The 23,035-nt window shown below is 72.9% G+C and carries 15 protein-coding genes; 7 read left to right on the forward strand and 8 right to left on the reverse strand.

All coding sequences use genetic code 11. The features are described 5' to 3' along the window. Positions 1-41: 41 nt before the first annotated feature. Complete coding sequence (locus ACZ4WQ_RS05415; protein WP_311722423.1) at positions 42-668, reverse strand: biotin transporter BioY; 627 nt, start codon at positions 666-668, stop codon at positions 42-44. Positions 669-983: 315 nt separating this feature from the next. On the opposite strand from ACZ4WQ_RS05415, the gene ACZ4WQ_RS05420 reads away from it, so the two are divergent. Further along, positions 984-2,405: an amino acid permease gene (locus ACZ4WQ_RS05420; protein ID WP_361182698.1), complete on the forward strand. Its 1,422-nt coding sequence runs from the start codon at positions 984-986 to the stop codon at positions 2,403-2,405. Positions 2,406-2,482: 77 nt separating this feature from the next. On the opposite strand, the gene ACZ4WQ_RS05425 is transcribed toward ACZ4WQ_RS05420, so the two are convergent. After that, the gene (locus ACZ4WQ_RS05425; RefSeq protein ID WP_311722421.1) at positions 2,483-3,121 is read right to left on the reverse strand and encodes a DsbA family protein; all 639 of its coding nucleotides are present in this window, start codon (positions 3,119-3,121) and stop codon (positions 2,483-2,485) included. A gap of 170 nt (positions 3,122-3,291) precedes the next feature. On the opposite strand from ACZ4WQ_RS05425, the gene pepN (ACZ4WQ_RS05430) reads away from it, so the two are divergent. Next, a complete protein-coding gene (gene pepN / locus ACZ4WQ_RS05430) occupies positions 3,292-5,910 on the forward strand; it encodes an aminopeptidase N (protein ID WP_398369346.1) in 2,619 nt (872 codons plus the stop codon). A 129-nt stretch (positions 5,911-6,039) separates the two neighbouring features. Then, positions 6,040-7,140: a hypothetical protein gene (locus ACZ4WQ_RS05435; RefSeq protein WP_398369344.1), complete on the forward strand. Its 1,101-nt coding sequence runs from the start codon at positions 6,040-6,042 to the stop codon at positions 7,138-7,140. 25 nt (positions 7,141-7,165) lie between these two features. On the opposite strand, the gene ACZ4WQ_RS05440 is transcribed toward ACZ4WQ_RS05435, so the two are convergent. Then, positions 7,166-8,893 (reverse strand): TIGR03767 family metallophosphoesterase, encoded by a 1,728-nt coding sequence (locus tag ACZ4WQ_RS05440; RefSeq protein ID WP_398369342.1) that lies wholly within the window; start codon positions 8,891-8,893, stop codon positions 7,166-7,168. A gap of 407 nt (positions 8,894-9,300) precedes the next feature. Here ACZ4WQ_RS05440 and ACZ4WQ_RS05445 point away from each other — a divergent pair, with 407 nt between their 5' ends. Together ACZ4WQ_RS05445 and pepN (ACZ4WQ_RS05450) are read left to right on the forward strand one after the other, a co-directional pair. Then, positions 9,301-10,326, forward strand: a complete 1,026-nt coding sequence (locus tag ACZ4WQ_RS05445; RefSeq protein WP_311722417.1) for an aspartate-semialdehyde dehydrogenase — start codon at positions 9,301-9,303, stop codon at positions 10,324-10,326. 116 nt (positions 10,327-10,442) lie between these two features. Beyond that, positions 10,443-13,046, forward strand: a complete 2,604-nt coding sequence (gene pepN / locus ACZ4WQ_RS05450) for an aminopeptidase N (protein WP_398369339.1) — start codon at positions 10,443-10,445, stop codon at positions 13,044-13,046. A gap of 89 nt (positions 13,047-13,135) precedes the next feature. Here pepN (ACZ4WQ_RS05450) and ACZ4WQ_RS05455 read toward each other — a convergent pair whose 3' ends face one another. From ACZ4WQ_RS05455 to ACZ4WQ_RS05470, 4 genes are all read right to left on the reverse strand, one after another. Then, on the reverse strand, positions 13,136-14,113 hold the full coding sequence (locus tag ACZ4WQ_RS05455; RefSeq protein WP_311722415.1) for an acyl-ACP desaturase: 978 nt from the start codon (positions 14,111-14,113) through the stop codon (positions 13,136-13,138). Positions 14,114-14,340: 227 nt separating this feature from the next. Beyond that, on the reverse strand, positions 14,341-14,577 hold the full coding sequence (locus ACZ4WQ_RS05460) for a hypothetical protein (protein WP_311722413.1): 237 nt from the start codon (positions 14,575-14,577) through the stop codon (positions 14,341-14,343). Further along, entirely contained in the window at positions 14,574-16,841 is a 2,268-nt protein-coding gene (gene malQ / locus ACZ4WQ_RS05465; protein ID WP_398369336.1) for a 4-alpha-glucanotransferase, read from the reverse strand. Before malQ ends, ACZ4WQ_RS05460 begins: the two co-directional genes overlap by 4 nt. A gap of 11 nt (positions 16,842-16,852) precedes the next feature. Continuing rightward, positions 16,853-17,134 carry a hypothetical protein gene (locus ACZ4WQ_RS05470; RefSeq protein WP_398369334.1) on the reverse strand — a complete coding sequence of 94 codons (282 nt, stop codon included), beginning with the start codon at positions 17,132-17,134 and terminating at the stop codon, positions 16,853-16,855. 468 nt (positions 17,135-17,602) lie between these two features. Here ACZ4WQ_RS05470 and ACZ4WQ_RS05475 point away from each other — a divergent pair, with 468 nt between their 5' ends. Continuing rightward, positions 17,603-20,578: a beta-N-acetylglucosaminidase domain-containing protein gene (locus ACZ4WQ_RS05475; RefSeq protein WP_398369332.1), complete on the forward strand. Its 2,976-nt coding sequence runs from the start codon at positions 17,603-17,605 to the stop codon at positions 20,576-20,578. Positions 20,579-20,970: 392 nt separating this feature from the next. Here the strand turns inward: ACZ4WQ_RS05475 and ACZ4WQ_RS05480 are convergent, their stop codons facing one another. Further along, positions 20,971-21,507: an HNH endonuclease gene (locus ACZ4WQ_RS05480; protein WP_352128433.1), complete on the reverse strand. Its 537-nt coding sequence runs from the start codon at positions 21,505-21,507 to the stop codon at positions 20,971-20,973. A gap of 368 nt (positions 21,508-21,875) precedes the next feature. Here ACZ4WQ_RS05480 and ACZ4WQ_RS05485 point away from each other — a divergent pair, with 368 nt between their 5' ends. After that, positions 21,876-22,979: a mechanosensitive ion channel family protein gene (locus ACZ4WQ_RS05485; protein WP_398369329.1), complete on the forward strand. Its 1,104-nt coding sequence runs from the start codon at positions 21,876-21,878 to the stop codon at positions 22,977-22,979. The last annotated feature ends 56 nt before the right edge of the window (positions 22,980-23,035 follow it).

Here is a 23,035-nt window from a genome sequence, read left to right on the forward strand (position 1 = left end):
AGCCCTATGGGCCCTCGGCGCCTGAGTGCGTACGGGAGGCGTCAGCCGCGGCGGCCGATCAGCTTCCAGGCGGCGGGCAGCGCGCCCATCGCCAGCGCGGCCTTCAGGGCGTCGCCGATCAGGAACGGCGTGAGGCCCGCGGCAACCGCCTGGCCGAGGGAGATGTCCGCGGCCAGCGCCAGGTAGGGGACGCCGACGGCGTAGATGATCGCGGAGCCCACCGCCATGGTGCCCGCCGTGCGCAGCACCCCGCGGTCCCCGCCGCGCCGCGCCAGGGCGCCCACCGCGGCCGAGGCGAGCAGCATGCCCAGCACATAGCCGAAGGACGGCATCGCGGCGCCCGAGTGGCCCTCGGCGAACCACGGCAGGCCCGCCATGCCGAGGAGGGTGTAGAGCGCGAGGGAGAGGAAGCCGCGCCGGGCGCCGAGCGAGGTGCCGACGAGCAGCGCCGCGAAGGTCTGGCCGGTCACCGGGACCGGGGAGCCGGGGACGGGCACGGAGATCTGCGCGGCGAGGCCGGTGAGCGCGGCGCCGCCGACGACCAGGGCGGCGTCCCGGGTCAGGACGTACCTGGCCGATGAGCCGACCGGCCGGGCCCGGCGGGCCGGGAAGATCACGTCCGCGAGGACCGTGCCCGGGTGGACGGTGGCGGCAGAAGCGGTGCTCATCGGCGGTTCTCCGAGGTGAGAGGCAGTGTGGGACACGGTGACGGTAACCCGGGGGCCGGGCCGCGATCACGGTCGACGAGCGACAAACCCGCACCTTCCCACTTGGAGAGTTCCGGCAGCCGGAGGCGGCCACCGGTCACCGGGCGACGAGGCAGGCGATGGGATGGGTACGCAGCGTCACGCGAGGGTCCGATATTCAGACATCTCAGGGCCGCATGTTGTCCTGAGCGGACACACCCCCGCACACTGAGGTCGTTTTGCACCGGCACCACCTCATACATCTGCCCCACCTCATGTAATGGACACAACAGAGACATGAACCGGACACCCGCGTCCTCCGCGCAAGCGCACGACGCCGAGGCGGTCGGCGGCGGCCGGGCCGGCGGCCCGCCGCTGTCCCAGGGCCTCAAGCAGCGCCATCTGTCGATGATCGCCCTCGGGGGTGTGATCGGCGCGGGCCTGTTCGTCAGCTCCGGCACCGGTATCGCGGCCGCCGGGCCGTCGATCGTGATCGCGTATGTGCTGTCCGGGCTGCTCGTGATGCTCGTGATGCGCATGCTCGGCGAGATGTCCGCGGCCAACCCGGCCTCCGGCTCGTTCTCCGTGCACGCCGAGCGGGCGATCGGCCCGTGGGCGGGGTTCACCGTGGGCTGGATGTTCTACGCGCTGCTGTGCGTGGCCATCGCGGCCGAGGCGATCGGCGCGGCGGGGATCGTGGTCCAGTGGCTGCCGGACACCCAGTCCTGGATGTGGGTCACTCTGTTCATGGTGCTGTTCTGCGGGGCGAACCTCGCGGCCGTCGGCAACTTCGGCGAGTTCGAGTTCTGGTTCGCCGCGCTGAAGATCACCGCGATCTCGCTCTTCCTGGTCCTGGGCGTGCTGGCGATCCTCGGCGTGCTCCCGGGCACCGACGCCCCGGGCACCGCCAACCTCACCGGGAACCACGGCTTCATGCCCAACGGCCTCGAGGGCCTCATCCTGGGCCTGCCGGCCACCGTGTTCGCCTACGGCGGCCTGGAGACGGTCACCATCGCGGCGGCGGAGTCCGAGCGCCCGGTCCAGGGGGTGGCGAGCGCCGTGCGCACCGCGATGTGGCGCATCGCGGTGTTCTACGTGGGCTCGATGCTGGTCGCCGTCACCCTGATCCCGTGGAACGACCCGTCCGTCGTCGCCGAGGGCCCGTACGTGGCCGTGCTCAAGCACCTCGACATCCCGGCGGCCGGCCAGCTCATGAACGTGATCGTGCTGGTGGCCCTGCTCTCCGCGATGAACGCGAACATCTACGGCGCCTCCCGCATGGCGTACTCGCTCGCCGCGCGCGGCGAGGGGCCGGCGTTCCTCGGCAAGGTCAGCGGCGGGGTGCCCCGGGCGGCCGTGGGCCTCTCCTGCACCTTCGGCTTCGTCGCGGTGGAGCTGAGCTACCAGTGGCCGGACACCATCTTCAAGTGGCTGCTCAACATGGTCGGCGCGGCCGTGCTGATCGTGTGGGGCTTCATCGCTTTCTCACAGCTGGCGCTGCGCAAGCGGTTGGAGCGCGAGGCGCCCGGGAAGCTCGCGGTGAAGATGTGGCTGTTCCCGTATCTGACGTGGGTGGCGCTGGCCGGGATCGTCGCCGTGCTGGTGCTGATGACGCGCGAGTCCGGCACCCGCACCCAGCTGTACTTCTCGGCCGGGCTGACGGTGGCGCTCGCGGTGGTCGGATACATCAAGCAGCGGGTGGTGGCGGTGCGCGGCTGACCGCCCCCGGCCGGAGTGACGGGGCCCCGCGCGACGCTGCCGCGCGGGGCCCCTGCCGTACGTCCTGCGAGGCTTCCTCAGTCGAAGATCGGGCCCACGGTGCGGGTGCGCTTGATCTCGTAGAAGCCGGGTATCGAGGCGACCATCAGGGTGCCGTCCCACAGCTTGGCGGCCTCGTCGCCCTTGGGCGCGGGGGTGACGACCGGGCCGAAGAACGCGATCTGCTCGCCGTCCGAGCCGGGGACCGCGATGACCGGGGTGCCCACGTCCTGGCCGACCAGGTCGATGCCGACCTTGTGGGAGGCGCGCAGCAGGTCGTCGTAGGCGTCGGTGTCGGCGGCGTCCGCGAGCTCGGCGGGCAGGCCCACCTCTTCCAGGGCGGCCACGATCGTCTCGCGGTTCCGCTCCAGGCCCTGGTTGTGGAAGCGGGTGCCCAGCGCGGTGTAGAGCGGGCCGAGCACCTCGTCGCCGTGCTTGTCCGCGGCGGCGATGCACACCCGCACCGGGCCCCACGCCGGACCGCGCATCATCTCCTGGTACTGCTCCGGCAGTTCGTCGAGCTTGGGCTCGTTGAGCACGGCCAGGCTCATCACATGCCAGCGCACCTCGACCGGGCGGACCTTCTCCACCTCCAGCATCCAGCGGGAGGTCATCCAGGCCCAGGGACACAGCGGGTCGAACCAGAAATCGGCAGGAGTCTTGGCGGTGTCGGTCACGTTTTCTCCTCGGACGAACGCATGCGAAAAACAGCTATAGCTGTTCCAGGGAACACGTCCGGCTGCGGCGGCCATTCCCCGATTCCCGGTGTCAGTGCCGCATGACATGATTCGGAACTGCCCGGATTCGGGTGTTCCGATCCTCGAGACGATGACAAAGGAGCCGCGTCTTGCCCGGCGAGAACCTGACCCGTGACGAAGCCCGGGAGCGAGCGCGGCTGCTGGCCGTCGACTCGTACGACGTGGCCCTCGACCTGCGGTCCGCGGTCGGGGAGTACACCGGCGACGGGCCGCGCACCTTCCGCTCGACCACCACGATCCGCTTCCGCTGCGCCGAGCCGGGGGCCGCGTCCTTCGTCGATCTGCTCGCGCCGCGGGTCACCGCGGTGCGGCTGAACGGGCGGGAGCTCGCGCCTTCGGCCGTCTTCGACGGCGCGCGGATCGTCCTCGACTCCCTCGCCGCGGAGAACGAGCTGGTGGTGGACGCGCAGTGCGCGTACAGCAGGACGGGCGAGGGGCTGCACCGCTTTGTGGACCCCGAGGACGGCCAGGTCTATCTGTACACGCAGTACGAGCCGGCCGACGCCCGCCGCGTCTTCGCGAACTTCGAGCAGCCCGACCTCAAGGCCCGCTTCACCTTCTCGGTGACCGCCCCGCGGGACTGGACGGTGCTCGGCAACGGAGCGGTGGCCGAGGCCGGGCCGCAGGACGCCGGCGAGGGGTTCGCCACCACCCGCTTCGCGCCGACCGAGCCGATCTCCACCTACATCACGGCGGTCGTCGCCGGCCCGTACCACTACGTGCGGGACCACTACAGCCGCGCCCTGCCGGACGGCTCCGCCCTGGAGATCCCGCTGGGGGCGCTGTGCCGCGCCTCGCTCGCCAAGCACTTCGACGCGGACGACATCTTCACCGTCACCAAGCAGGGCCTGGACTTCTTCCACGACCACTTCGACTATCCGTACCCCTTCGGGAAGTACGACCAGGCGTTCGTGCCCGAGTACAACATCGGCGCGATGGAGAACCCGGGCTGTGTGACCTTCCGCGAGGAGTTCGTCTTCCGCGGCAAGGTCACCCAGGCCTCGTACGAGCACCGGGCCAATGTGATCCTCCACGAGATGGCCCATATGTGGTTCGGCGACCTGGTCACCATGGAGTGGTGGGACGACCTGTGGCTCAAGGAGTCCTTCGCCGACTTCATGGGCGCCTTCTCCCTCGTCGAGTCGACCCGCTTCACCGACGGCTGGATCACCTTCGCCAACCGCCGCAAGGCCTGGGCCTACCGCGCCGACCAGCTGCCCTCCACCCACCCGGTCACGGCCGACATCCACGACCTGGAGGACGCCAAGCTCAACTTCGACGGAATCACCTACGCCAAGGGCGCCTCCGTCCTGAAGCAGCTGGTCGCCTACGCCGGGCGGGACGCCTTCCTGGAGGGCGCGCGCCGCTACTTCAAGCGCCATGCGTACGGCAATACACGCCTGGTCGATCTGCTGTCGGTGCTGACCGAGACCTCCGGGCGGGACATGGCCGCCTGGTCGCGGGCCTGGCTGGAGACGGCCGGGGTCAATGTGCTCACCCCGCAGGCCACCTATGACGCGGGTGGCCACATCACCGAGCTGTCGATCCTCCAGGAGGCCGCCTCCGCCGAGCACCCGACGCTGCGCCCGCACCGGGTCGCGGTCGGCCTCTACCGCCGGGACGGCGCCGCGGCGGGCGAGACCAGCGCGCTGGTGCGCTACGCCCGGGCCGAGGTCGACGTGGACGGCCCCCGTACGGTCGTGACCGAGCTGACCGGGGCCGAGCGGCCCGATCTGATCCTGGTCAACGACGACGACCTCACGTACTGCAAGGTCCGCTTCGACGAGGTCTCGCTGGACACCCTGCGCGCCCATCTGGGCGAGCTGACCGACCCCCTCGCGCGGGCGCTGTGCTGGTCCGCCCTGTGGAACCTGACGCGGGACGCGCTGATGCCCGCCCGCGACTTCCTGGACCTGGTGGAGCGCTTCGCCGGGGCGGAGACCGACATCGGCGTGCTCCAGATGGTCCAGGCGTGGGCCCAGTCCGCGCTCCAGCACTACGCGGCGCCCGCGTGGCGCGAGGAGGGCGGCCTGCGGGCCGCCGAGGGCGCGTTGCGCGAGCTGCGGCTGGCCGCGCCGGGCAGCGGCCACCAGCTGGCCTGGGCGCGGTTCTCCGCCCAGACCGCGGCCACGGACCTGGACCAGCGGCTGCTGCGCGGGCTGCTGGACGGCACGGCCCGGATCGACGGGCTGGACGTCGACCAGGAGCTGCGCTGGACGTTCCTGGCCTCGCTGGCCGCCCAGGGCGCGGCCGACGAGTCGCTGATCGCGGCGGAGCTCGCCCGCGACGACACCGCCTCCGGAAGGCGCCACCAGGTGCGCTGTCTGGCCGCCCGGCCGTCGGCCGGGGTCAAGGCCGAGGCATGGGCGTCGGTCGTGGAGTCCGACGCGCTGTCCAACGCCGTGGTGGAGGCCACCATCGCGGGGTTCGCCCAGCCGTCGCAGGCGGAGCTGCTCGCGCCGTACGCGGACCGGTACTTCGCGGCGATCGAGCGGGTGTGGCGGGAGCGATCGATCGAGATCGCGATGGCGATCGTCCGCGGGCTGTTCCCCGCGCAGGGCGACGCCTCGACCCTGGAGGCGGCCGACGCCTGGCTGACAGGCCACCCGGGCGCGGCGCCCGCGCTGCGCCGGCTGGTCCTGGAGTCGCGGGACGATCTCGCGCGGGCGCTGCGCGGACAGGAGTGCGACGCTCGCTCGGCCGTCTGACGGGCGTTTTCGGCAGATGAGGCGTTTTCGGCAATCGAACTGCCGTACTTTAGGGCGGCGTTGTCCGCATTTGTCGACGAGCGTGTAACAGCGGTTAGCGGGCCGGGCGGGCCCGGGAATGGCGGGGTCATGAACTCCGACACCCCGCTCTCGCCCCGCCCGCTGCACCACCTCCCGGACGGCGGGCGCAGCGTATTGACGAGCCGTCAGCTTCGTGAGCACGGCGTGACGGCGGCGGAGGCCGCCGAGCGCTGCCGCCCCGGCGGCCCCTGGCAGCGGATCCTGCCGGGCGTCCATCTGCTCCACCCCGGCCCCGCGACCGGCGAGGAGCGGCTGCGCGCGGCGCTCCTGTACGCCGCGAGCCGCGAGCGCGCGGGCGGTCCGGACGGCTCGGGCGGCACCGGCGGCACCGGCGGCATGCACCGCTCGGGCAGCGCGGGCGGCCCGGCCGGCGCCCCGGTGCCCGGGGCCGGCGGCGGGCCGTACGGCGCGGCGATGATCACCGGCCTGGCGGCGCTGGCCCTGCACCGCTTCTCCGCCGCCCCCTCGCTGCGCGCCCTGGACCGCGTCGATGTGCTCGTACCGCGCACCCGGCGGCTCCGCCCGACCGGCTATGTGCGCTTCGTCCGCGCCGCCGCCCTGCCCCGCCCCTGGGAGATCACCGGCCTGCCGGCCGCCCCCGCCGCCCGCGCCCTCGCTGACGCGGTGGCCCAGCTGCCCGACGCCGCGACGGTGCGCCGGCTGCTCGTCGAGGCCGTGCGCCACGGCCACTGTGAGGCGTCGGCCCTCGTGGCGGAGCTGAGCCGGGCCCGGCTGCTGGCCCGGCCGCATGTCGTCGACGCCGTCGACGCGCTGCTGGCGGAGGGGCGGGCCATGGCCGAGGGGCTGCTGTACGACATGGTGCGCGGATACGCCCTGCCCGAGCCGCTGTGGAACGTGGAGCTGCGGCTGCCCGGCGGCACCCTGCTGGCCGGGGTGGACGCCTACTGGCCGGCCCAGGCCGTGGCCCTGGAGATCGACGCGCGCGTCTCACGCCAGAGCGGGTACGACCCGCTGGGCGGCTTGGCGCCGGCGGGCGAGCACATGGAGCGGATGGGCATCACAGTCGTACGCGTCACCCCCAGGAAGCTCCGCGAGTGCCTGGAGGCGCAGGCCGCGGTGGTCCGCACCGCGCTGATCGCGGCGGTCGACCGCGAGCCCGCGCCCTACGTCGTGATCCGGCCCCGGTGAGGGGCCGGTCCGCACCGGCCAGGGCTCACGCCTTGCGCAGCAGCAGCTCGGTGTTGCGGTCGTCCGCGTCGCCCGCCAGGGCCTGGCTGCGCCCCGGGGCGTTGTACGACAGCTCGCGGTAGAGCGCGGCGAGGCCGGTCTGGGACAGGTCGGAGTAGTCCGTGCGGCGCGGCGCGGCCGACTCGATCAGCGTGGTGAACAGCGACAGCGTGCCGTCGTGGTTGTCCACGACCTCGATCACCCGGGCCAGCTGGGGGAAGTCCACGTGCGAGGCGGTGGTGATCTCCCAGAAGGTGGAGCGCGGGGTGATCTCGTTCTTGTGGCTGTGGCCGTTGATCCACGCCAGCACCTGGGGGTGGCGCTTGAAGAGGGCCACGACCTCGTCGCCGCCGTGCCGGGCCTCGCCCGGGCGGGCCGGGTCGCGGTTCAGATTGTCCATGCTGCGGCTGTAGTGGTGGCTGAAGACCAGGATCCGGTCGTCCTTGTGGGCCTTCAGCGTCCGCTCCAGCCAGCGCAGCTGGGCGGTGCCCAGCGAGCCGGTGTAGTGGCCGCCCGGGTCGGTGGTGTCCAGGCTGATGCCGAGGACGCCGTCGGATATCCGGAACGAGTAGTAGCAGGTGCCCTCGTCGAGGTTGGCCTTGGTGTAGCCGTGGCCGACTGGGCCGGGGCCGGTGTGGGCGGGGCTGAGGTGCGCGGCCAGGTAGTCGTGGCGGCTGATCGGCGCGCGGCGCTCGTCGGGGGTGACGGTGCGCATGTCCTTCTTGTGGGCGCGCAGCAGATCCTTCATGACCGTGCCCGTGGGGTCGCCGCCCTTGCGCTCGTCCTTGAAGCGGTCCGCGGCCTCGGCGGCCGGAATGATCTGGAGCTTGCGGCTGCCGGTGGCGAGGTCGGCGAAGTAGTTCCCGCCGAAGGAGTAGACGCCGCCGGCCAGGTCGTCGTGGTTGCCGATGGTCGAGTACCAGGGCAGCCGCAGCCCGGGGCTGTTGACGGTGCGCAGCGCGGCCGCCAGGAAGCCCTCGATACGCGGGAAACCGGCCTGCTTGTCGGCGTCGCGCAGCGCGCTGTCCGGGTGCCAGAACGCCTTGATCCCGCTGTTCTGCACGCCCTCGTAGCGGCGCGGGTCGCCCGTGTTGGGGGTGATCCGGCCGCCGTTCATCACGCCCAGGAACCAGTCCAGCTCGATCCGCGCGTTGTTGTCGGTGTTGTCGCCGGTGGTCATGACGAAGGACAGTGGGGAGCCGGTGGCCGGTCCGCCGCGCAGGCCGTTGACCCGCTCGATCAGGGACGCGGCGCCGACGACGGTCAGCGCCTCGTGGGGCCGCCAGGCCCCGGGGCGACCGGCGCGCAGAAACTCGTAGCGCAGCGGGTGCTGCACATCGGTGAGGTGCAGGTCGGTGAGTTGTACGAAGGAGGCGACCGTGGTGCGCCGGGCCTCCCGGCCGCTCTTGGCCCCGGCGAGCTCGGTGCGCACGGTGCGGGCCCAGGCCGGGCCGTCGCCGAGCCGGCGGTAGGCGCCGGTGCCGCGCGGGGCGGAGAAGGTCTCCAGCGTGGTGCCGGCCTCCGAGGGGAGCGAGGGGGCGGTGACGACCCTGCGGCCGGCGGCGCTCACCCGGGCGGGCTGGGAGGCGGTCGCCGAACCGCCGCCGGGCCCGAAGGCGAACCCGAGGCCGGTCGCGGCACCGGCGGAGGCAGCGGCGACGAGAAGGGTGCGGCGGTCGAGGGCGGCGTGGGCGGCGGACCGTATGCGGGACATGCGGGATCTCCCCGAGTGGATGCGCGGCTGCGGTCGGGCAGCGGGCTGCCCTGTCACTTCGGATCGTTGGCAGCTGGGATGGCCTGCGAGTTAACGATGCGGCAACGCCCGCCGCCGAAATGCGCACGTGGATCTTGGCGATAGCAAACGGTCATCCCGCACTACGCCGCCGGAATTCCGCCGCTCACCCGGAGTTCACCGGAGCTGGGAACGCCGAGGGGGCTCAAGGCCGCGGGGCGCCCGCGGCGTACGCCCGGCGCACGGCCGGCGCGGGCCCGTCCCGGGCACCGGACAACGCACCGTCCCAGGCACCGGACAATAGATTGGACAAGGTCGCCGGGGCCACCCGCATGATGGGACGGCACGCCAGGCACCCAGCACCAGGCACAGAGCACAAGGAGCGCGTCGTGAGGATCGGAATCGTCGGAGCCACCGGCCAGGTCGGCGGGGTCATGCGCAAGATCCTCGCCGAGCGGGACTTCCCCGTCGAGGAGCTGCGCCTGTTCGCCTCGGCCCGCTCCGCCGGGCGCACGCTCCCCTGGCGGGACACCGAGATCTCCGTCGAGGACGCGGCCACCGCCGACTACTCGCGGCTGGACATCGCGCTGTTCTCCGCGGGCGGGGCGACCTCCCGCGCGCTGGCGGCCAAGGTCGCCGCGGCCGGCGCCGTGGTGATCGACAACTCCTCCGCCTGGCGGATGGACCCCGAGGTCCCGCTGGTGGTCTCCGAGGTCAACCCGGATGCCGTCGCGCAGCGCCCCAAGGGCATCATCGCCAACCCGAACTGCACCACCATGGCCGCCATGCCGGTGCTGCGCCCGCTGCACGAGGAGGCGGGTCTCACCGCTCTCGTCGCCACCACCTACCAGGCCGTGTCCGGCTCGGGCCTGTCCGGGGTGGAGGAGCTGGCCGGCCAGGTCCGCAAGGTCATCGACGACGCGACCGCGCTGACCCACGACGGCGCGGCCGCGCAGTTCCCCGAGCCCGCCGTCTACAAGCGCCCCATCGCCTTCAATGTGCTGCCGTTCGCGGGCAACCTCGTCGACGACGGCCGCTTCGAGACGGACGAGGAGCAGAAGCTCCGCAACGAGTCCCGCAAGATCCTCGGGATCCCGGAGCTGAAGGTCTCCGGCACCTGTGTCCGCGTCCCCGTCTTCACCGGCCACTCGCTCCAGCTCAACGCCCGCTTCGCGAACCCGCTGAGCGTGGCCCGCGCGTACGAGCTGCTCGCCGACGCCCCGGGCGTCGAGGTCTCGGAGATCCCGACCCCGCTCCAGGCGGCCGGCCAGGACCCCAGCTACGTGGGCCGCATCCGGGTGGACGAGACGGTCGACAACGGCCTCGCGCTCTTCGTCTCCAACGACAACCTCCGCAAGGGGGCGGCGCTCAACGCGGTCCAGATCGCCGAGCTGGTGGCGGCCGAGCTCAGCTGAGCCCCCCGTTCCGGGCACCTGACGAGCGCCCCGCGGCGCCGGGCGATTACCGCGGGCGGCGGACCGGCTTTGCGTGGAAGGATGGCCGAAACGTCGTATTCGAAGGAGATGCCCAGGTGCCTGGAACGAACCTGACCCGCGAAGAGGCGCAGCGGCGGGCCCGGCTGCTCACGGTCGACTCGTACGAGATCGAGCTCGATCTCTCCGGCGCGCAGGAGGGCGGCACCTTCCGGTCGGTCACCACCGTGCGCTTCGACGTGGCCGAGGCGGGCGCGGACTCCTTCGCGGACCTGGTCGCCCCCACCGTGCACCAGGTGGTGCTCAACGGGTACGAGCTGGACCCGGCCAAGGCCTTCGCGGACTCCCGGATCGCGCTGACCGGTCTCCAGGAGGGGCGCAACGAGCTGCGGGTCGTCGCGGACTGCGCGTACACCAACACCGGCGAGGGCCTGCACCGCTTTGTGGACCCGGTGGACCAGCAGGCGTACCTCTACACACAGTTCGAGGTGCCGGACGCGCGCCGGGTGTTCGCGAACTTCGAGCAGCCGGATCTGAAGGCGACCTTCCAGTTCACCGTGACCGCGCCCGAGGGCTGGACGGTGATCTCCAACTCGCCGACGCCCGAGCCCAAGGACAACATCTGGCGTTTCGAGCCGACCCCGCGCATCTCGACGTACATCACCGCGCTGATCGTGGGGCCGTACCACAGCGTGCACAGCAGCTGGGAGGGCCAGGGGCGGTCGGTGCCGCTGGGCATCTACTGCCGCCCCTCGCTCGCCGAGTTCCTGGACTCGGACGCGATCTTCGAGGTGACGCGGCAGGGCTTCGACTGGTTCCAGGAGAAGTTCGACTACGCGTACCCCTTCGCCAAGTACGACCAGCTGTTCGTGCCGGAGTTCAACGCGGGCGCGATGGAGAACGCGGGCGCGGTCACCATCCGCGACCAGTACGTCTTCCGCTCCAAGGTCACGGACGCGGCCTATGAGACGCGCGCCGAGACCATCCTCCACGAGCTGGCCCACATGTGGTTCGGCGACCTGGTGACCATGGAGTGGTGGAACGACCTGTGGCTGAACGAGTCGTTCGCCACCTACACCTCCATCGCCTGCCAGGCGTACGCGCCGGGCAGCCGCTGGCCGCAGGCCTGGACCACCTTCGCCAACTCGATGAAGACCTGGGCCTACCGGCAGGACCAGCTGCCGTCCACCCACCCGATCATGGCCGAGATCCGCGACCTGGACGACGTCCTGGTCAACTTCGACGGCATCACGTACGCGAAGGGCGCCTCGGTCCTCAAGCAGCTGGTCGCCTATGTGGGCCAGGACGAGTTCTTCAAGGGCGTGCAGGCGTACTTCAAGCGCCACGCGTACCGGAACACCCGGCTGTCCGACCTGCTGGGCGCGCTCGAGGAGACCAGCGGCCGGGACCTGAAGACCTGGTCGAAGGCGTGGCTGGAGACGGCGGGGATCAACATCCTGCGCCCGGAGATCGAGACCGACGCCTCCGGCACCATCACCTCCTTCGCGGTGCGCCAGGAGGCCCCGGCGCTGCCGCCCGGTGCCAAGGGCACTCTGTCCGATGATGCGGCTCCGCCGCGTGGTGTGCTGCGCCCGCACCGCGTCGCGATCGGCCTGTACGAGCTCAGCGCCACCGGCAAGCTGCTGCGCGGCGACCGGATCGAGGTCGACGTGGACGGCGAGCTGACCCCCGTGCCGGCCCTGGCCGGCCGCAAGCGCCCCGCCGTGATCCTCCTCAACGACGACGACCTCTCGTACGCGAAGGTCCGGCTGGACCCCGAGTCGCTGGCCGTGGTCACCGAGCACCTGGGCGACTTCGAGGCCTCCCTGCCGCGCGCTCTGTGCTGGGCCTCGGCCTGGGACATGACCCGCGACGGCGAGCTGGCCACCCGCGACTACCTCTCCCTGGTGCTGTCCGGCATCGCCAAGGAGTCGGACATCGGCGTCGTGCAGTCGCTGCAGCGCCAGGCCAAGCTGGCCCTGGACCTGTACGCCGCCCCCGAGTGGCGCGAGACGGGCCTGGCGAAGTGGACCGAGGCCACGCTGACCCATCTGCGGGCCGCCGGCCCCGGCAGCGACCACCAGCTGGCCTGGGCCCGGGCCTTCGCCGACACCGCCCGCACCGACGAGCAGCTCGGCCTGCTGTCGGGGCTGCTGGCGGGCAGCGAGGCCATCGAGGGCCTGACCATCGACACCGAGCTGCGCTGGGCGCTGCTGGAGCGGCTCGCCGCGACCGGCCGGGCCGACGAGGAGGCGATCACCGAGGAGCTGGGCCGGGACCGCACCTCGGCGGGCGAGCGGCACGCGGCCACCGCGCGCGCCTCGCGGCCGGCGCCGGAGGCGAAGGCCGAGGCGTGGGCGTCGGCCGTGGAGGGCGACAAGCTGCCGAACGCGGTGCAGGAGGCGGTGATCCGCGGCTTCGTCCAGACCGACCAGCGTGAGCTGCTGGCGCCGTACGCCGAGAAGTACTTCGCCGCGGTGAAGGGCGCCTGGGACAGCCGCAGCCACGAGATGGCGCAGCAGATCGCGGTCGGCCTCTACCCGACGGTGCAGATCTCGCAGGCGACGCTGGACGCGACCGACGCCTGGCTGGCCTCGGCCGAGCCCAGCGCGGCGCTGCGCCGCCTGGTCACGGAGTGCCGCGCGGGCGTCGAGCGCGCGCTCAGGGCGCAGGCGGCGGACGCCGCGGCCGCGGCGGGCTGACGCCCTCCCCCTGACGGGCTGGATTCGCCTCGCGGAGCGAATCCAGCCCGTTCGCGCGTGGATGGGGGAAACGGCCCGCCGCAGGCGCGCTAGACGCGCTCGGCGGCGCGGGCCGCGCGGCGGGCCAGCATCGCCTCGCGCCGCTCGTCGAACTTCGTGGCCTGCGTGTCCAGGCCGCCCATGTACAGCCCGAGCTCCTCCTGCGCCTTGAGCCCGTCGCCCGTGAGCCCGGAGATCTCCAGCACCTTCAGGAAGCGCAGCACGGGCTGGAGCACATCGTCGTGGTGGATGCGCAGGTTGTAGATGCCGCCGATGGCCATCTGCGCGGCCGCCCGCTCGAACCCGGGCATGCCGTGTCCCGGCATACGGAAGCCGACCACCACATCGCGGACGGCGCACATGGTCTGGTCGGGCGCCAGCTCGAACGCCTTCGCCAGCAGATTCCGGTAGAAGACCATGTGCAGGTTCTCGTCGGTGGCGATGCGGGCGAGCATCCGGTCGCAGACCGGGTCTCCGGAGTGGTGACCGGTGTTGCGGTGCGATATACGCGTGGCGAGCTCCTGGAAGGCCACGTACGCGATGGAGTGCAGCATGCTGTGGTTGTTGTCCGACTCGAACCCCTCGGACATGTGCGCCATCCGGAACCGCTCCAGCTCGACCGGGTCGACCGCGCGGCTGGTGAGCAGGTAGTCCCGCATGACGATGCCGTGCCGGCCCTCCTCCGCCGTCCACCGGTGCACCCAGGTGCCCCACGCGCCGTCGCGGCCGAAGAGCGTGGCGATCTCGTGGTGGTAGCTGGGGAGGTTGTCCTCGGTGAGCAGGTTGACCACGAGCGCGATCCGGCCCACGTCGCTGACCTTGGACTGCTCGGGCGCCCAGGCCTCGCCGCCCATCACACCGTCGAAGTTGCGGCCGTCGCTCCACGGCACGTACTCGTGGGGCATCCACTCCTTGGCGGCCTTCAGATGCCGGTTGAGCTCCACCTCGACGACCTCTTCGAGTGCGTACAGCAGGCGGCTGTCGCTCCATACGGCCTGACCGTGACGGCGAGTGGGGGCGAGGGTCACAGTGGGCTCCTGGGGACGTCGTCGTGCGATGCGTTACCTACGGCTCCGTAGGTTACGACACCGTAGGTTAAAGCGAAAATAAACGGCTTGATACGCGCCGGGAAAGATGTTTGGGAAAGACGTTTGAGAGGGTCGCTCGGCAGAGTCACCGCGGGAACGCGACGAGGGCGCCCACCGGCGGTCGGCCGGGGGCGCCCTCGTCACAGCGTCCTAGGTGTCAGTTTGTGTCAGTCACTGCGCTTGCGGGTCTTGTCGCCGAGCATCACCAGACCGGCGATCACGACGAACAGCACAATGGGAGTGACGACGTAGAGGCCGAGCGTCTCGGCGACGCTCAGGCCCGGACCCGGGTCGTCACCGTCGTCGCGGAACGCGAACGCGGGGGACGACACCATCAGCATGGCCGTCGTCGCGGCGATGACGGCACCGGCGCGAACGGCGTTCTTTTTGACCTTGTTGCTCACGCACTCACGGTATCGGACGGCCTAGCGCCCCGCGTGCCCGGGGTGGGCCTGCCCACACCCGCACGCCCCGCCTCCCGCGTGACCTCGCCCATCAGGGCGTGCAGCCGCGGCGAGGCCACCAGGTCCTCCAGGGATACGGGGCGGCCGGCCGCGTCCGCGATGGGCAGCCGCCAGTTCGGGTACTCGTTCCACGTACCGGGGAGGTTCTGCGGGCGCCGGTCCCCCACCGTGTCCGGCAGCCATATGCCGACCAGCTTCGCCGGAGTGCGCAGCAGAAAGCGGTGGACCGCCTTGACGGCCGCCTCCTCGTCGCCCGGCCCCTCCGGCAGCAGCCCCAGCCGCCCGAGCAGCGTCAGCCACTCCGCGACCTCCACCGCGTCCTCGGCCCGCTCGCGCTCGAGCGGGCCGGTGAGCAGGCCGAGCCGGTGGCGCAGCTCGACATGGCCGCCGGTGAGCCGGGCGGCGGTGCTCGGCAGGTCGTGGGTGGTGACGGTGGCCAGGCAGTCGGCGCGCCACTCCTCGGGTGTCAGCGGGCGGGCGCGGACGGGTGCGACACCCCCGGTCTCCCCCGTCTCCCCGGTCTCCCCGCTGTCCCGGCTCTCCCCGCTCGCCTCGCCCCGGCCCTGCTCGCCGTCCTCGCCGTCCCCGCCGTCCCCACTGGGGTAGTTCCGCTCGAACCACAGCACCGACGTGCCCAGCACCCCGCGCCCGGCCAGCGTCTCCCGCACCCCCGGCTCGACCGTGCCGAGGTCCTCGCCGATGATCACCGCCCCGGCGCGATGCGCCTCCAGGGCGAGCACGCCGAGCATGGCCTCCGCGTCGTAGCGGACGTAACAGCCCTCGGTCGGCTCCCGCCCCTCCGGCACCCACCACAGCCGGAACAGGCCCATCACATGGTCGATGCGCAGCGCGCCCGCGTGCCGCAGCAGCCCGCGCAGCAGATCGCGGTAGGCGGCGTAGCCCGTGGCGGCCAGGGCGTCCGGCCGCCACGGCGGCAGCCCCCAGTCCTGGCCGTGGGAGTTGAACGCGTCCGGCGGCGCGCCGATCGACATCCCGGACGCGAAGACGTCCCGCAGCGCCCACGCGTCGGCGCCCGACGGGTGCACCCCGACCGCCAGGTCGTGCACCAGGCCGATGGCCATCCCGGCGTCGAGCGCGGCGCGCTGGGCGGCGGCCAGCTGCCCGTCCGTCAGCCAGGCCAGCCAGCAGTGGAAGTCGGCCCGGTCCAGGTGCTCGCCGCGGGCGCGGGCGACCGCGGCGGAGCCGGGGTCGGCCAGGCCGTGCGGCCAGGAGCGCCACGCGGGGCCGTGGATCTCGGCGAGCGCGCTCCAAATGGCGTGGTCTTCCAGGGCCTGGCCGCGCTCGGCCAGGAAGTCGCAGTAGGCGGCCCGGCGGCCGGGGCTCAGCGGCACGGCCCGCACCAGCTCCAGGGCCTCCCGCTTGAGCGCCCACACCGCGTCCCGGTCGATCAGCGCGCCCTCATGGAGCACGGCGGTGCGCAGCGCGGCGGCCCGGTCCAGCAGCTGGTCGACGCGCTCGCGCGGGGCACCGCGCAGCTGCGCGTACTCGGGCACGTCCTCGACCCGCAGATGGACCGGGTCGGGGAAGCGGCGCGAGGAGGGGCGGTAGGGCGAGGGGTCGGTGGGCTCGGTGGACGTGCCGGGCACGGCCGCGTGCAGCGGGTTGAGCTGGACGAACCCGGCGCCCAGCGCCCGGCCCGACCAGGCGGCGAGGTCGGCCAGGTCGCCGAGGTCGCCCATCCCCCAGGAGCGCGCGGACAGCAGCGAGTACAGCTGGACGAGGAAGCCGTGGCTGCGCGCCGGGGGCTGCGGCATCCGGTCGGGGGCGACGATCAGGGTGGCGGCTGCCGAGCGGCCGTCGGGGGCCTGGGCGTGCACGGTGTGGCTGCCCAGGGGCGGCGCGGCGGCCGCGGGGCCGTCGGCCCCGGGCCGCCAGTCGCGCACCGCGCCGTGCGCGCCGTCCCCGCCGTCCTCGGGGTCCACCCGCAGCACGGTGCCCTCGGGCAGCCGCAGCCGCGGCGGCCTGCCGGGGCGCACCACGACGCACGGCGGCAGCAGCCGGGCGCGCTCCTCGCGCTCGTGCCGCTCCAGCGCGGCCTGTACGGAGTCGGGGGTCGAGGCGTCCACGCCGAGCGCGGCGAGCACGGCGACGACGGTGTCGTCGGACACCCGCACGGTGCGGCCGGGGGCGGGCTCGTACGAGGTGGCGACGCCGTGCAGCTCGGCGAGGAGCGCTCTGCCCATCAGGACTCCATTCAGAACTCCATGGGCTCCGCGCCCGCCCCGGTGCCGAACGCGGCACCGGTCGACTCGCTCGTCAGCGGCGGCTCGGCGGCGAGCGGGGGCTCACTGGTCAGGGGGGCGATGTCGGCGGGCGCGGGCTCACTGGTGAGCGGCGCCTCCGTGTGCAGACCGGATCCCTCGAGGCCGCACAGGCCGCAGTCGGGGTAGGAGACCCCGGCGAACGGGTCGGGCTCCCCCGCTTCGGTCACGGGTTTGGCGAGAGCGGAGAACAGAAGCTGAGCTGACGTGGCCACACGGGCCTCCGTGGGATGTCGGCAGTGGGACAGGTGCAGGCCTACCCATGAAAGGCGGCCGCAGACGCAATCGGCCCCCTGACGTGCTTCAGGTCACATTCCGCTGGTCCAGGCGATTTGACGGCAGTAAGGGATCCGAGACACATAGCTTACTGACCAACCCCGGGTTCCGGCGTCAGACTTGCGGAGCCGCCATCCGCGCTCCCGCCCGCCCGGGCGTCCGGCGGCCACGCGGCGCAGCCCCTCTTCGACACAGCCCCGGCCCGCCCTGATGCGCATCTCGTCACACCACACACCATGGCATTACCGGCATTTCGGTCACCGCCGTTGACACCCTCACGCGCACGGTGGTGGGCTCGGCGCGTACCAGGGCCAGACCTAGGCGAACCACCAGTCCGTATCGAGGAGAAGCCCGTGCAGTTGCGCGGAACCCGAGGGCGAAGGTCGAGGGCGGCCGGTGCCACGGCCATGGCCGCCGCCGTCATCGGCGGACTGCTGGGAGGCGCGCCGGGCGCGGCCGCCGCACCCAGGGATCCCGGTGCCCCCGGCACCTCGACGGCGGACCGGGAGAGCGACGGCGGCGTGCCGCCCGTATGGCCACGTCCGCAGTCGCTGCGCGCCCAGGGATCCGGGGTGAGCGTGGGCCGGGAGGTCACGCTCATAGCCGACGCCGACTCCGACCCGTACGCGCTGGACGCGCTGCGCGCCCTGCTGCACGACGCCGGGGCGCGCATCGTCAACGAGGCCACCGAGCCCACCCCCAAGGCCATGCCCCTGGCGGACGGGCTGGTGGTGCGCGTCGGCGGGCGGGGCGCGCAGAGCGCGCTGCGCGCCCTGGGCGCACCCGAAGACGGCGACCTGCCCTCCGGCGGCTACCGCCTGGCGACCGGCCGGGCGGCCGGGGTGCCGACGGTCGCGCTGTCCGGCAATGGCCCGGACGGGCTCTTCCACGCGATCCAGACGCTGCGCCAGCTCCTGGTCCGGCCCGCGAACGGCGGGGGTACCTTCCCCGGGGTGACCGTGCGCGACTGGCCCGCGGCCACCGTGCGCGGCACCACCGAGGGCTTCTACGGCGAGCCCTGGTCCCACCGGGACCGGCTCGCCCAGCTCGACTTCATGGGCCGTACGAAGCAGAACCGCTATCTCTACGCGCCCGGCGACGACCCCTACCGCCAGGCCCGCTGGCGCGACCCGTACCCCGCCGAGCGGCGCGAGCAGTTCCGGGAGCTGGCCGACCGCGCCCGCCGCAACCACGTCACCCTGGGCTGGGCGGTCTCCCCCGGCCAGGAGCTGTGCTTCTCCTCCGCCGACGACCTCAGGGCGCTCAACCGCAAGGTGGACGCCATGTGGGCGCTCGGCGTGCGCGCCTTCCAACTCCAGTTCCAGGACGTCAGCTACAGCGAATGGCACTGCGACAGCGACGCCGAGACCTTCGGCTCGGGCCCCGAAGCCGCGGCGAAGGCCCAGGCCGAGATCGCCAACGCGGTCGCGAGCCACCTGGCCGCGCGCCATCCGGACGCCGCCCCGCTCTCCCTGATGCCGACCGAGTACTACCAGGACGGCGACACCGACTTCCGGCGCGAGCTGGCCGGCCGGCTCGACCACGGCGTGCAGGTCGCCTGGACCGGCGTCGGCGTGGTGCCCAAGACCATCACCGGGAGCGAACTGGCCGGCGCCCGCGCCGCGTTCGGCCACGCGCTGGTCACCATGGACAACTACCCGGTCAACGACTACGCCCAGGACCGCGTCTTCCTCGGCCCCTACACCGGGCGCGACCCGGCCGTCGCCACCCAGTCGGCCGGGCTGCTCGCCAACGCCATGGAGCAGCCGACCGCCTCCCGTATCGCGCTGTTCACCGCGGCCGACTTCGCCTGGAACCCGCGCGGATACCGCCCCCAGGAGTCCTGGCGGGCGGCCGTCGACGACCTGGCCGGGCCCGACGCACGCACCCGCGCGGCCCTGCGCGCCCTCGCCGGGAACGACGCGTCCTCGGTCCTCGGCGGCGAGGAGTCCGCGTATCTACGCCCGCTGATCGAGGAGTTCTGGACGGCGCTGTCCGGGGGCGACGGTAAGCGTCTGGACCGGGCGGCGGACCGGCTGCGCTCGGCTTTCGCGACGATGCGGGACGCCCCCGACCGGCTCGCCGCGACCCTGGGCGGCGAACTGGGCCCCTGGCTCGACCAGCTGGCGCGCTACGGCGACGCCGGGGTACGGGCCGTGGACATGCTCACCGCCCAGGCGCGCGGCGACGGGGCGGCGGGCTGGCGGGCCCGGACCGAGGTGCAGGGGCTGCGCGAGAAGATCGCGCAGAGCCGGGTGACGGTGGGCAAGGGCGTCCTGAACTCCTTCCTGAAGGAGGCCGTCACCCGCGCCGACGCCTGGGCGGGCCTGGACGGCGCGGACCTGAGCTCGCTGCGCACCTCCGCGGCGCAGCACGTCGCCGCCGACGGCGACGCGGCGACCTCACTGGACCCGGACGGGCCGGTCACCGTGCGCTTCGACCGCGCCCGCCCGCTCAGCGCCCTCTCCGCCCTCACCGGCCACGCCGCCGACTCGCCGGGCACCGCCTGGGCCCATGTCCCCGGGGAGGGCTGGCGGCGGCTCGGCGCGGTCTCCGGCAGCGGCTGGACGCAGCTCGCGGGCCGTGGCGTAACGGCCGACGCGGTGCGGCTGACCTGGGCGGAGGGCACCACTCCGCCCGCCGTGCACGAGATCACCCCCTGGTTCGCCGACACCCCGGCCGCCGATCTGCGGCTGTCCCGGGACGTGGTCGACGCGGAGACCGGCGGCCGCGCCGTCGTCGAGGCCCGCGTCACCGCCCGCCGCCCCGAGGACATCCACGGCAAGCTCACCGTCCGCGCGCCGCGCGGCGTCCGCGTCACGGCCGACAAGACGGTGACCGCCCCGCGCGGGGGCACGGCGACCGCCCGGATCCAGGTTTCGATCCCGGAGTCCACCAAGACGGGGACTTTCACCGTGCCGGTGCGCTTCGGCTCTCAGGAGAGCGAGCTGACCGTACGGGTCTTCCCGCCCACCGGCGGCCCTGACCTGGCCCGCGCGGACGGCGCCGAGGCCACGTCCTCCGCCGACGAGACCCCCGACTTCCCGGCCTCCGCCGCGATCGACGGCGACCCCGCCACCCGCTGGTCCTCCCCCGCCGACGACGGCGCCTGGCTCCAGCTGGAGCTCGCCCGCCCGGCCCGCGTCGGCCGGCTCGAGCTGCACTGGCAGGACGCCTACGCCTCGCGCTATCGCGTCCAGGTCTCGGCCGACGGCCGCGCCTGGCGCACGGCGGCGACCGTCTCCGACGGCCGGGGCGGACACGAGACCGTACGGATGGACGCCCCCGGCACCCGCTTCATCCGCATCCAGGGCGCCGAGCGCGCCACCCGCTTCGGCTACTCCCTGTGGTCGGTCGCCGCATACGCGGTGACAGCCGACTAGCGGGGTGTCCGGCGGATCTTGACGCCTGCGGCGGCCACGCGGCGGACCGCACATCGGGCACTGCCCCACCCCGCCCCTTCCCGACCGTTTCGATGTGCGGCTCCGCCGCGTGGGGGGCTCCGCCGCATGGCCGCCGGACACCCCCTGGGGCATGCCCGGCGGCCCAGCCCGTTCCCGGCCCTGCCCCTGTGCGGCTCCGCGTGGCGGAGCGCTCCGCCACGGATACGGGGTCCAGGGGCGAAGCCCTTGGTTCGGGAAGGGGCGGGGTGGGGAACGATCCGCTGGACGCCGACCAGCCCCCACACCGCCCCGCGGAGCGAACCCGCGTGCGGCCCCCGCTCCGCCGCGGGCCCCGTCCGCGAACGCTCCGCAGACACGACGATGGCCCGGTCTCAGGCAGATTTGCCGTCGATCCGGGCCATGGCGTCGTCCGCGCCGTACGGCTGCAGGTATGGCAGCCAGCGCGGGTCCCTATGCCCTGTGCCGATGATCCGCCAGGCCAGGCCCGACGGCGGCGCGGGCTGATGCCGCAGCCGCCAGCCGATCTCCGCGACATGGCGGTCGGCCTTGACATGGTTGCAGCGACGACACGCGGCGACCACGTTCTCCCAGGTGTGCTGGCCGCCGCGACTGCGCGGAATGACGTGGTCGACGCTGGTCGCCACGCCCCCGCAGTACGCACATCGCCCGCCGTCACGGGCGAACAGGGCGCGGCGGGTGAGCGGGACGGGGCCCCGGTAGGGCACCCGGACGAAACGCTTGAGGCGGACCACGCTGGGTGCGGGTATGACACGGGTCGCGCTGTGCATCAGGGCGCCTGAGTCCTCAAGGCTGACGGCCTTGTCGTTGAGGACGAGTACGAGCGCGCGGCGGAGCGGTACGACGCCGAGCGGCTCGTACGACGCGTTGAGGACCAGGACATGCGGCACGGGTGCCTCCTTGTACGCCGGCGGCGCGTGGCTCGCGCCGGGACGATCTCCCCCAGTTTCCCCTGAACCCCGGCCGGAACGCCACCATCACCGGGTTAACGGTTGAGAGGCATTTCCGCGTACCGCGCGGATACCGCCGGAAGAGCGGAATCCGGCGGCCTTCCGGGCCCGTGGGAGCCCATGGGAGTGGCGAGAATCACGGGCCGCCGAGGGCCCGAGGCGGAAACCGCTGGGCTGACGCCCTCACTCCGCTCTTGTACGCCCCCTCGGCGCCCTCACGCGCTCTCGAACACAGGAACGGCACATTCCCTCGCCCGGCTACTGTGTGAGGGGTTGCGCGTGCGGTCCTCCGTGCGGGCATGTCGCACATGAAGGGTTTCGCTGTGTTCTGGTCCGCTGCTACGGCCGCAGACGCCACGCCTCCTCCCACCACGCTGAAGGACGCGCAGCAGAGCGCCACCAACGCCGCGGGCTGGGTGGAGGAGAACTGGTCCACCTGGCTCAGCATCGGGCTGCGCATCGCCTTGATCCTGGTGATCGCGTTCGTGCTCCGGTCCGTCGTGCGGCGTGCGATCACCAAGCTGATCGACCGTATGAACCGCACCGCCCAGGCCGTGGATGGCACCGCGCTGGCGGGTCTGCTGGTCAACGTCGAGCGGCGGCGCCAGCGGTCGGCGGCGATCGGCTCGGTGCTGCGCTCCGTCGCCTCGTTCCTGATCATGGGCACGGCGGCGCTGATGATCCTTTCGACGCTCCAGATCAACCTGGCGCCGCTGCTGGCCAGCGCCGGGGTCGCGGGTGTGGCCATCGGTTTCGGCGCCCGCAACCTGGTCACCGACTTTCTGTCCGGCGTGTTCATGATCCTGGAGGACCAGTACGGGGTCGGCGACTCGATCGACGCCGGGGTGGCCTCCGGCGAGGTGATCGAGGTCGGGCTGCGCGTCACCAAGCTGCGCGGCGACAACGGCGAGATCTGGTACGTGCGCAACGGCGAGGTCAAGCGGATCGGCAACCTCAGCCAGGGCTGGGCCACGGCCGGCGTGGATGTCCAGATCCGTGCGGACGAGGACCTGGACGAGGTCCGCGCGCTGATCACGCAGGTCGGCGTGGACATGGCGAAGGAAGAGCCCTGGAACGAGCGGCTGTGGGAGCCGATCGAGGTGCTCGGGCTGGATGCGGTCTACCTGGACTCCATGGTCGTGAAGGTGTCCGCGCGGACGATGCCGGGCAAGGCGGTCGGCGTCGAGCGCGAGCTGCGGTGGCGGATCAAGAAGGCACTGGACGAGGCGGGCGTCCTCATCGTCGGCCGCCCCGTGGACCCGGATCTCCAGCCCGAGGAGGACGCCAACTCGGCGGGGGCGGCCGTCGCGGCGCCGTCGGCCCTGTCCAACCCGGACTCCCCGCAGGCCATGGCCACAACCCCGATCCCGCCGCCCGCCGCACCACCGGCCGCACCGCCCGTCCAGAAGTAGCCGCGCCGTAGCCGGGACGCAGTCGGCCGGGAAACGGCCGTACGCACAGCCTCGGT

The sequence above is a fragment of the Streptomyces sp. NPDC028305 genome (assembly GCF_055569495.1).

Coding starts and splice junctions, on each gene's coding strand:
- ACZ4WQ_RS05420 (WP_361182698.1), top strand. CDS start 984: ATGAACCGGACACCCGCGTCCTCCGCGCAAGCGCACGACGCCGAGGCG.
- ACZ4WQ_RS05415 (WP_311722423.1), bottom strand. CDS start 668: ATGAGCACCGCTTCTGCCGCCACCGTCCACCCGGGCACGGTCCTCGCG.
- ACZ4WQ_RS05440 (WP_398369342.1), bottom strand. CDS start 8,893: ATGTCCCGCATACGGTCCGCCGCCCACGCCGCCCTCGACCGCCGCACC.
- ACZ4WQ_RS05435 (WP_398369344.1), top strand. CDS start 6,040: ATGAACTCCGACACCCCGCTCTCGCCCCGCCCGCTGCACCACCTCCCG.
- ACZ4WQ_RS05475 (WP_398369332.1), top strand. CDS start 17,603: ATGGCCGCCGCCGTCATCGGCGGACTGCTGGGAGGCGCGCCGGGCGCG.
- ACZ4WQ_RS05485 (WP_398369329.1), top strand. CDS start 21,876: ATGAAGGGTTTCGCTGTGTTCTGGTCCGCTGCTACGGCCGCAGACGCC.
- malQ (WP_398369336.1), bottom strand. CDS start 16,841: ATGGGCAGAGCGCTCCTCGCCGAGCTGCACGGCGTCGCCACCTCGTAC.